6 protein-coding genes and 1 pseudogene are annotated in these 10,608 nt (G+C 60.5%); 2 read left to right on the forward strand and 5 right to left on the reverse strand.

Annotation, left to right across the window (positions count from 1 at the left end; genetic code table 11):
- Positions 1-76: 76 nt before the first annotated feature.
- The 3 genes from A37W_RS23840 to A37W_RS0114390 form a co-directional block, all read right to left on the reverse strand.
- A complete protein-coding gene (locus A37W_RS23840) occupies positions 77-1,009 on the reverse strand; it encodes a response regulator transcription factor (RefSeq protein ID WP_018303740.1) in 933 nt (310 codons plus the stop codon).
- 493 nt (positions 1,010-1,502) lie between these two features.
- The gene (locus A37W_RS22930) at positions 1,503-3,560 is read right to left on the reverse strand and encodes an ATP-binding protein (protein WP_169337586.1); all 2,058 of its coding nucleotides are present in this window, start codon (positions 3,558-3,560) and stop codon (positions 1,503-1,505) included.
- Between the two features lie 189 nt (positions 3,561-3,749).
- On the reverse strand, positions 3,750-5,621 hold the full coding sequence (locus A37W_RS0114390) for a sensor histidine kinase (RefSeq protein ID WP_018303742.1): 1,872 nt from the start codon (positions 5,619-5,621) through the stop codon (positions 3,750-3,752).
- 164 nt (positions 5,622-5,785) lie between these two features.
- On the opposite strand from A37W_RS0114390, the pseudogene A37W_RS24405 reads away from it, so the two are divergent.
- Positions 5,786-5,914, forward strand: a pseudogene (locus tag A37W_RS24405) (integrase core domain-containing protein); the annotation flags it as partial.
- A 466-nt stretch (positions 5,915-6,380) separates the two neighbouring features.
- Here the strand turns inward: A37W_RS24405 and A37W_RS23405 are convergent.
- Together A37W_RS23405 and A37W_RS0114405 are read right to left on the reverse strand one after the other, a co-directional pair.
- A complete protein-coding gene (locus tag A37W_RS23405; RefSeq protein ID WP_081617152.1) occupies positions 6,381-9,290 on the reverse strand; it encodes an NACHT domain-containing protein in 2,910 nt (969 codons plus the stop codon).
- 173 nt (positions 9,291-9,463) lie between these two features.
- Complete coding sequence (locus A37W_RS0114405; protein ID WP_018303745.1) at positions 9,464-10,012, reverse strand: recombinase family protein; 549 nt, start codon at positions 10,010-10,012, stop codon at positions 9,464-9,466.
- A 389-nt stretch (positions 10,013-10,401) separates the two neighbouring features.
- Here A37W_RS0114405 and A37W_RS0114410 point away from each other — a divergent pair.
- Positions 10,402-10,608, forward strand: a 207-nt coding sequence (locus tag A37W_RS0114410; protein ID WP_018303299.1) for a transposase, incomplete at its 3' end; no start/stop codon positions are given.

The raw sequence follows: 10,608 nt of genomic DNA on the forward strand, positions 1-10,608 counted from the left end.
GCGGCTCCCCGTCCGCCCGCGAAAGTAGCGCAGAAGTGAGCGGGCGATGACAGCGCCGCCGCGAGTGGTCGGCGCTTCAGCCCGCCGGCGACGCGACGGGCCGATCGCTGCGCTCGGCGTCCGCCGCGGCCCGGCGCATCGCCTCGACCGCCTGCTCTCCGGTACGCGACGAAACGTCTTGCGGCTCGCTCATCTGGATGGACAGACCGATGCTGTCGCTCCCCGACGACGGCACGGACACGTTCTCCACCTGTCGTTGAATGGCCGACTCGACGCCCCTCCACTGGAGTTTCGGGCGATCATGGCGACGGCTGACACAGACGAGCGTCCCATCGCCCTTGTGGGCGATGAAGCAATCATCGGGTCCGACCTGCCTTGCGACGGCGTGGGCCACCTGACGAAGCAGATCGGCGTACTCGGTGGATGAACAGACGAAATTCAGGCGTGCCGCATCGCGGATCGCCACCGCGAACAGTTCGACGTCCGCCGCATTGGACGCGCTGATGCGGCGAAGGTAGTTCTCCATCGAAACGAAATCGATTTCGCGAGGCACCCCGCCAAGCATCCGGGCCGGCTCGAAATGCACTGGTCCTGCTCCGTTCGCCGCCCGGTCCGTCGAGCGCTTTTCCCCGGCAGGGAAAGCGCCATCGATCCTTCGAACCTTCTCGGCGAACTCGCCCAGGTCCAGAGGCTTGGTGAGGTAATCGGAGGCGCCGGACTCGAAGGCCAGGCTGATTTCGTCTTCGTGCCGGGCAGCGGTGATCATGATGATCGGCGTCGTCTTGTACATGGCCAGCCCCCGCAGCCAGCGGCACAGGATGTCGCCGTCGGCTCCGGGCATCCTCAGATCGACGAGGAAGCAATCGAACTGCAGGCCCGATCCGGCAATGGTGCGGACGGCCTCCTCGGCGGAATCGACTTCGGTCACGTCGGTATAGCCCGAGTGCCTCAGCGCCTCGACCAGCACGCTACGGATGAGCGGATCGTCATCAACCAGCAGAATCTTCACGTCGGTCCCCTTCCGACCCCGCGTCAAACTAGGTGCTGTCGGATGGAATGTGAACCGCTCTCGGATCGCACGGCCCTTGCCCCGGGACCTTCCAATGAAGGCGGTCTGCGCGCCCACCTGCCGCCGGCCGGCCGGGGACGCGCGGACCTTCGGCGGGTCTGGATCGCCGCCCGGCTGGCCGGTCCGGTCGGACGCCACTGAAGGCCGCGACGAAGAACGAGGCGCGCTTCTCGTCGAGGTCCATCGACGCGCCGATCTGGTCGATCCCTCCGGCGTTCGCCACGACGATGCGGCGCCATCGTCATCGCCTCCTGATCGTCGGTCACGCAGACCGCTGCGCCACCCTGCCCCTCCCGGCGTGACGACCTGAGCAGGCCGGACAGCCTCGACTGCGCTTCGACAGACAGATCGGCCGATCAAGTTTTGCGGAAACGTCGCTGTCGGACAAACGGGCCCACCCCGCGACGACGCCTCTCGCCACGCCGACCAGGCCTTACTCCCCCGCGAGGCGCATCGGCTCGTCATGGGACCGCGGGAGGAGGAGCGCGAAACGACTGCCGATGCCTTCCGTGCTGGACACGGTCAGCGATCCGCCCTGCAGCTCTGCCAGATTGCGCGCGATGGCGAGGCCGAGCCCGGTGCCGCCTGCCCGACGCACCGACGACGAATCCACCTGGTAGAACGGCTCGAAGATCTTTCCCAGTTCCGAGACGGCTATTCCGGGACCGCTGTCGGACACGGCAATCTCCACGGCCTCGTCCCCGGCTTCGACCGATATGCGCACCGACCCGGCCTCGGTGAACTTGATCGCGTTGCCGATCAGGTTGAGCAGGATCTGATGGGTCCGCTTGGGATCTGCCACGACCCAGGCGTCCGCATTCTCCGTTTCAAGAAGAATGCCTTTGCGCCGGGCCTTTTCGCCGCATTGATCGGTCGCCGCGGCGATGAGGGCCGCAACATCGCAGTTCGACGGCCGCACGGTGAGTTTTCCGGCCTCGACCTGGCCGAAGTCGAGCATCTCCTCGACGAGGAAGAGGAGGTGCTCGGCCGAACGAAGGACCGTTCGCATCGTCTGCGCGATCGAACTTTCCCGCGCCTCTATGGCGCTTCTGACGGGAAGAGGGACGTCCGGCGTCTCGGCCAGCGCCGAGGCGAGGCGGCGGGATTCCGGCATTGCCCCCTCCATCCCGACCAGGCGGACGAAACCGGTGATGACCGACAGCGGCGTGCGAAGCTCGTGGCTCAGGACGCTCAGGAAGTCCGTCTTGGCGCGGTTCGCCTCCTCGGCCGCGGCCTGCGCCTCTTTCAGCTCGGTGACATCCACACGAATGCTGACGAGAACTCCGTCCTCGGACCTGCGCTCGCTGATCCGGACCCACCGGCCGTTCGAGAGGCGCTGATCGAACTCGCCTCTCGGATGGGCATGCAGCTCCAGGCGGTCCTTCAGCCACTCTTCCTCACGGCCGACGGCGTCCGGGTACTGACCGTTCGCCAGGCCGGTCCTCAGGATGTCCTCGAACCGAGCGCCCCTACGGATGGCATCGCGACATCTGTCGTACATCCGGGCATAGGCCGCGTTGAACGAAAGGAGGCGGCCTCCGGCGTCGAACATTGCGAACCCGCCGTCGATCGCCTCCACCGCGCGAAGAAGTTGGACTTCCGCCCTGTTCCGGCTCCTCATGATGATCTGAATGAGCCAGATCGCCACGATGGCGAGGGCTGCGAGGACAGCAATCGCGATGTTGTGGGGGTGGCTGATCGCGTTGCTCGGCCAGCCGTTCTCCGGAACGGCGAGGAACGTCCAGTCACCCCCGGAGAAATCGAAGTCCAGTTCGATGGGATCGGCGGCGGAGCGAACGTCGATGTCGCCGAAGAGAGTTCGGCGGTCCGCGTCGCGCAGGCCGTCGGACGTGACCAGAAGCCGGTAGTCCGATCCGATGGAGTTCCCGATCGCGGCTGCGATCAATCCCGAATGGTCGAAGACGAGGGAGGCTATGCCCCAGAGGCGGTCGTCGCCCTCGTCTCCCGGCACGAAGACGGGGTAGCGCGCGATCGATCCCACGCCGCCTTGAACCAGATCAAGGGGACCTGCGACGATCATGTCCCCGGCCTCCACGGCCTGCGTGACACCGGCCAGCTGGTCGGGATAATCCCGCAGATCGAACCCCAGGATCGAGCTGTTCTCTTCGTACGGGTAGACGAGGGAAAGCCGGAAATCCGTCGCAGCGGCGAGATTGATGATCGCCGAGTTCTTGCCGGCGATCGAGAATGCGAGATCGCTGTACTCGGCCTGAGACATGTCCGGATCGATCTGCAGCGCCGTGCCGATCTGCCGCAGCGACGACAGGGTGGTGTGGACGTCCGCCTCGATCTTCTCCCGAAGCTCGACCAGCTCGAGCGTGCCCTGAAGGCGCAGGTCGCTGAGGCGGTCTTCGTGCAGCGAACTCGACAGCTTGAACGCCCCGGCGACGACGGCCAGCGTCAGCAGAACCGCCAGCGTGGTGCCGATCAGTGTCTCGATCGCGCGCTTGCGCAATATGGCGTTCGGCATCGTTGGCCCTTGCTGAAGACTGCCCTGCCCTGCTCTGCTATCAGAGGTTGTCGCCAAGCTGGCAAGAATATGACCGACCCTCGTCATGCGACCGGCGGTCCGCGAGTACGTCGGAGTCCCGTGCCGGGCAGCCGTGGCCCGGAGCCTGCGCGCGCCCGCGGCTCGCGGCCCGCGGCTCGCGGCGAGGGTCTAGCCCACCGCGACCCGGTCGATTGGACGGGCTGGCCGCCGCAGGCCGGTATCCTGCTCGCCGACCGAGCCCTCCGCCCGCGGCAGCGCGACCGGACCTGCCCGTTCGAGCGTCTCCGCGGGGCGCTTCGGAAATTCCACGACGAAGGTCGACCCCGCGCCCAGACGACTGACGTAGCGCAGATCGCCCGACATCTGGCGCGCCAGCTGCTGCGAGATGTGCAGTCCCAGCCCCGAGCCCTGAATCGTTCCCGAACCACCGCCGTCGATCTGTTCGAAACGTCCGAACACCCGGTCCTCCATGCCGTCGGCAATGCCCCGTCCGTCGTCCCTGATCGACAGCCGGACCCGGTCGTCGCGGATGTCGATGGCCCCCTGGACCAGACCACCCTCGGGCGAGAATTTGATCGCGTTCGAGACGAGGTTGTCCAGGATCTGGCGGATGGCGAAGGCATCGCCCCGCACCACGGTCGGCCGGCGGTCGCCCGACCGGGACAGGCGGACCTTCCGCTGGTCGGCGTAGGTGCGGTTTTCCTCGAAGCACTCGCCCAGGAGCCGGTCCAGATCCACGTCCTCGCAGTCGAGGGGAAGGGCCTCGGCACTCACCTTCTGCGCCAGCAGCAGGTTGTCGATCAGCCGGGACAGGCGGTGCCCGTTCCTCTGTGCCACTTCGAGGAGCTGTCTCTTGGAGTCCGACAGGTCCCCCGTCGCCTGGCTGAGCGCCAAGGCGACGCCGCCCTTCAGCGACGTCAGCGGCGTCCGCAGCTCGTGGCTCACCATCGATATGAAGTCGTCCTTCCGGCGGTTGGCCTCGCTCTCCAGTGCCAGAGCCTCCTCCAGCGCGAGGCTGATGGCCATGCGATCGGTGATGTCGACGAAGGTGATGCTCCAGCCAAGGAAGTCCCCGGCCGGGTCGAGAGGGGATTCGATCCTGCGGATTCGCGGCTCGAACACCCTGTCCGCGCTGACGACATGCTCGGGGGCCCCGCAGGCTTCGCCGTCGTCGGGGCGGCGCTCCTCCCACCCCGACAGCAGTCTCGCCGCCGTGGCCCCGAGGTCGACGCCCTTCGCCGCTGCGTTCATCCGGACGACCGCCCTGTCGCGATTGAGGAACACGACCGGCTCGCTCATCTCGTCGAACAGCACGAACTGCCCGGCCGAGGTCATGTCCATCGTCGTGCTGGTCGCGAGCTGCCAGGTGAAGACGAGCACGCCGAAGACGAACATCGGGGCCGTCGGATCCAGGCCGAGGACCCTGATTCCGAGCCCGGCGTAGGAAAGGTTCGCGAGGAGCGGCGACACCGTGATGAGGGTGAGCGTCAGGAGAAGCGGGCGGACCGACGGCCGGGATCTGCGGAACGCCGAGGCCAGGGCGGACAGGGAGCCGACGACGAACGCGTAGAGCAACGCGATCATCGCGTAGTATCCGGGCCCGTGGTCGAACGCGACGTGATCCCCGCCGGGGGGGATGACGGACGCTTCGGTGTAGACCAGGCGATGCCACGGGTTCGTCGCCGCGAAGACCAGCGCGAGCATCGGCAGGACCAGCGCCACGCTCCAGGTGATCCGCCCCCTGGGGCTGGAGCTCCCGACGTAGGTCGCGACGAAGAAGAACCAGGCGATCGGCACGGTCGCGTTGCCCCACCAGGCGACCATCGCCCATGCCGACTGGCACGCCGCGGACGCGGAGGCCGCTTCGAAGCCCACGCAGAGCAGCGTCCAGATCACGCCTGCGAAGGTCAGGGCGTAGAACGGCTTGCCGTTGAACGAATGGCGGCGGACCATCAGGACGAGCACCACCAGCGCCAGCAGGGAAAGTGCGACCGCAGCGCGCGAGATCGGCTCGTCAAACCAGTTCTCGAAACACTGCATTAGATCGACCCGTCCCACTCCCGTACACGGGCCGATAGAGCAGGCACTTGTGGAGAAATTTGGGCCTTCGCCCGGTTTCGCCCATGGCCTGCCCTCCCGTCCTGTCAGCCGCCGGTATGCAATTTCTGGAAATCCCGTTCTGGACCGGCCGGCTGAAGCGGATCGGCACGCGGATCTCGATGGAGGGCAAGGGCCGGTGTCTCGACAACATCTTCATCGAACGCTTCTGGCAGTCCCTGAAGCATGAGTGCGTCTATCTGCACGCTTGGGAGACCGGCTCGCAGGCGAAGGCGCGTGTTGGGCAGCGTGGGGCCGCCGGTGATTGTCGAAGGTGATCCATCGGCCAACATAGCGAACGGCCGCCCGCCGTGGTCTACCTAAACCAGATCGAAAACCGACCAGCAGGGACAGAGAGTCCCGAAATGACCTTGCCGTTCAGGGCTTTGCGGGGGATGAGCAAGTCGAAAAGGGAAATGGCGCGCTGGGGAGGCGAAGTTGAACGAGATTTGGACCTTCAACTAACTGTTTTTCCTAACTTATGTCAAGCGAGCTCGCGCCCTTGTGTTACCTCGAGTGTACCGCACGGACCTGGATGCCATATGTCTGAACAGCTCTCCTGCCAAAGCACCTTAAGCCTTTCAGGTGACTTCGGAAGTGGCCGACCTACGCAAAACGCCCGACGCAAACGACATCTTGCGTGAGCGGGCCGCAGCAGAAACGGCGCATGCGAATGTCTTTGAAAGAGGCTCCGGCAAGACTTCAATCTTCCCAAGTGTCGATGCCCTCAATCGCCTCGATTAGGGCTAGCTCATCACGTGTCGGGCCGAAATCGCTAGAGAGATAATCGATATCGATATCAACCGAAAGGTCCTTGAGCTCGAGATTGATCTCGTCATACTGGCTACTGTACGGAAGATACAGCTCCTTCAAGCGCGTCAACGCGTTCAACGGCTTTACGTTCAATATTGCAGTACACTCCTCCACGTCCAGCTTTTCGAGCTTTCGGCAATTTCGGAGGCAATCTAAATCTTCGAATGAAAGAGAGGCAATTTTGATTGACCTTAGATCAGGGCAGAGGCTGATTGAAGTATAGTCTTCAAGCGACTCGCAGCCTGAGGATACAGTCAAGCTCCGTAAATTGGGAAACGATCTAAGAATATCAAGATTCGTAACATTGTACGCGTTGACCATTTCCAGCTGCTCTACGCTTGCGTTAAGCCCGATAGCTGCATCATCCCAGTCGTCTGAAAAGTCCCTGATGACAACCTTTTTAAGGAAGCGAAGGCTCGGAACCAATTCCAACTCGCTCCAATCCCCCACTTCTAGCTCAGTGACAGTCTTGCACTCTTGAGCCAACACGGAACGGAATTGTTCGCCAACGAAATGACGACGCGCGGCTATAATCATCCGATCGATCTGGTGATCACTGAGGCGAGCAAATGGCACCAGACTGTAGATGGCGTCATCTTCAAATGAATTAATGAGGGCCTGAACACAATACTCCCAGTATTTCCTATACTCTACCCTAGCAAAGGTAGAGAGTGGCTCGAGTATCACAGGTCCGGCATGAGCTAGCTCCTCGGCCGCATCTTGTGTTTGCGGCGGCAGCACTGACGATAAGAGATCTCTGGCAACAGCCCTTGCATCAGGTGAGACTTCAGATGCCTCTTGTATGGCAGTCTGAAGCGTAAGAATCTCAGAGGTATAATCACCCCCACGGGCCCTGACCCCTTGAATCCTCTTTAGGAGGCAATCTAGAACCTCAGCGACGAAAGGGGCCGTTCCAACTGCGAAGGCGAATAGGGCAACCTCGCGAAAGTCTGATTCAAAGAAGCTGTCTGACGTTAGCTCGACAAGATGAAGATCAGTTATTCGTCTAGCATAGAAATATTCAAGAAATGTCTTGTGTGAGAAATCAATTGATCCGGGAGTTGGCATGCGAATGATATGACTTCGTTCTGCCAAGTACTGGAGCACCGCAACCGCCTCGCCCCCATCAATACCCAATGAAGGAAGGTACTCTTTCATCCTCACGGCAAGTTGGGCCGTCGGCAGGAGGGCGCTATTTCGTTGATAGAAATATTCGGATATCACTCCCAGAATCTTAAACTTTTGCATTTTAGTCAGGGAGACATTCCCGCTAAACTTAACCCCTCGCTCGACGTCCCTTCGCTCTAAAAGTGTCTCCGCTGCTAATTGATAAAGCTCTCCGCGCTGATCAGGCACAAACCCATCTCGGTCAGCATTTACGAAGCAAATTAAAGAGCAAATCAGCGGATTCCTTATCAATGACCTTAACGACGAACTGGTGGATATTCTCTCACGAAGCTTATGAGTCGATCTAGTTATCTTTTCACGGCTTGCATCGTCTTTTGCGATAGAAACATATGCGGAATGCCAGCTATCGATGAACGTCTTAATCTGATGAGCACTCATGGGCTCAATCGAGATTTCCGCGAAGTCCGCCACAACGCGTTGGAGTCTCGAGTCATGCACATCTTCCACGGCGTAAGGACGAGCACTAAGCACGACAACGCACTTCTCGTAAGCTTCGAGGAGCTCTCCGATCCAATTCGAGACTTCTCGTCTTCGCTCCTGGGGGCACTCGTCAAAGCCATCTATGAAGAACGCAAACTTGCCTTCCCGAAAACAATCATTGAGCCAATCTTCTCTAAAAATGTTTGCCGCTACCCCAAATTGCTCAGTAAGCAGCCCGCTACCTCGCGGAAGCTCCTTCTCCGAGTACTCTCTTAACGTCAAGAAAACTGGAATATGATCTTTCATCTCAGAAAGCTCGAGGGGAGGACGGCCCTCCGCAATCTTCAAAGCCAACCAAGATAGAAGGGTTGTCTTGCCCGATCCAGGTTCGCCACGAACGACGATCAGGCGACTCTCTCCGGAGAATGCGTTCGCGAGGACCTTTTGTGAGCTCAGTCCCTCGTACTCCGCCCCTGCCGACAAAGACAAATTGACGTATGCAATAGAAAGATCGTACCGCTTCGGCAGACCGCGAGAGTCGATTCCGAATACATCGATAGACTGAAGCTTCTTCCGCATCTTCTGGCGATATAGGAGGGCGTCTTCGTTCCTCTCATGGATTTCCTTAACGTTGAGGGTTCTAAGCTCCACTTCTACCAACTTTAGTCGATCAAGAATCTCTTCCGCGCTAGATAATATCGCCTTTAATCCGTCGCGAGTGAATGTCGGCAGTAATCCTACAATCGCGACAAACTTGGAAATGACGTAGCCTGATATGGCCTTCGCGCCACGTGTGTCGCCGATTCGAAGACGTGATGGAATCTGCTCAATCTCCGCGTCGTATCTTGAAATTAACCTCCTCGGGTCCAATCCCACTTGAATTGCGGTGTCATAGAAGCTTTTTGACTGTATGAGCTTTATTGTTTCTTGGACGACCAGCACCTTATCGCCGTTCCTCATCGCGCGAAACTCGGCTTCAAGGAATGTTCCAATATCTTCAATGACTTCATCTTCAATCTGCTCGATAAGCCGCTGGGCTTGTCGAGACTCGAGGTAGCCGCCAGCCATCCGCTGCACATAGGATATTGCTGCGTCGCCGCTAAGCTTGAGTACTTCGTTATCTTTGAACGCGTACGATACGATACCAGGTAGAATCTTGCCTGATAGTGCGCTTGCAAGAAGAGCGAGCATTGCCGCTGTAGTCCTTAAGTTGATCACGCTCGGAGACCATGCACTACGCTGCGACGCTTTCCAATGGTGTCTGCTAGTCTCGGTGGGAATGGCGGGTCAGGCAGTACTTACCTAACCTACCCGCCGCCCTGAGCTTCGCCGTAGCTCTTCCATCTGAGACCACTTGTAAGCGGCTACGCTTTGCCTGCGATCCGATAGACGGACCGCTCTGAGATGCCGAGGCGATGGGCAACCGATCGCTTGGGCATTCCCTCATCGATAAGGCTCCTAACCTCGGCCGCCTTGGCCTGAGCCGTGGGCTTCCGTCCCTTATACTTCCCCTCCGCCTTCGCCTTCCTGATCCCCTCCCTCTGCCGCTCAAGCATCATCTCACGCTCGAACTGAGCCACCGAGCCGAGGACGTTCAGCATCAGCTTTCCGGTCGCGTTCGTGGTGTCGAGCCCCAGGTCCAGAACCTTGAGCCCCACCGACTTGCTCTCTAGGTGATCAACGATCTCCCCCAGGTGCCTCACGGACCTGGCAAGACGGTCCAGCTTCGTCACGACCAGGACATCCCCCTCCCGAAGGTAGCTGAGAGCCTCTGAGAGGCCCGTACGATGCCCAACCGAACTCGTCTGCTCTTCCCACACTCTTTCACAGTGAGCTGCCTCTAGGGCGGCTCTCTGAGCCTCTAGGCCGGCCTTCTGTTCCAATGTCGACGTTCTCGCATAGCCCACCAGCATTTGGTTTCTCCTCTGTCTGCCAATGAAGTCTTAGGGGTTGCGTCAGTGGACCTGCCAAAAGGCAAATCCCACTTCATTGGCGGGCTATCCCGCGACACTGGCGACCCTGCCACCAGGGCAAGGTCTATTGGCAGACGGCAGTAGAGGATTTGAAGGCTAGGGTACCTAGGGGGTGGGGGGTCTCAGGAAGGCGGCTTCAAAAAGTGGGGTGCTTTACCGTTGTTATTATTGTTCAATGTACAGCGTCTGTGCTGGTCAAATGCCAAACCTGGGCAAAAAGAGCCCCTCCAACCATTGTACTCAATATGTGCTCTGCCCCCTGAGAACTGGACAGCGCGAAGCTGGAGTTTTCGGCTACGCTTCCCTGGCTGGGACAGGAGCGGAATCGGATGAAGGCATCGAGGTTCACGGAGGCGCAGAAGGCGTTCGTGCTGAAGCAGGGTGAGGAAGGGACGCCGGTCGCGGAGATCTGCCGCAAGGCGGGGATCAGCCAGGCGACCTACTTCAACTGGAAGAAGCGATACGGCGGCCTGCTGCCCGACGAGATGCGGCGGCTGAAGGCGCTGGAAGACGAGAACGCGCGGCTGAAGAAGATC

This window comes from Wenxinia marina DSM 24838 (assembly GCF_000379485.1).
In the GTDB taxonomy this organism is placed as follows: domain Bacteria; phylum Pseudomonadota; class Alphaproteobacteria; order Rhodobacterales; family Rhodobacteraceae; genus Wenxinia; species Wenxinia marina.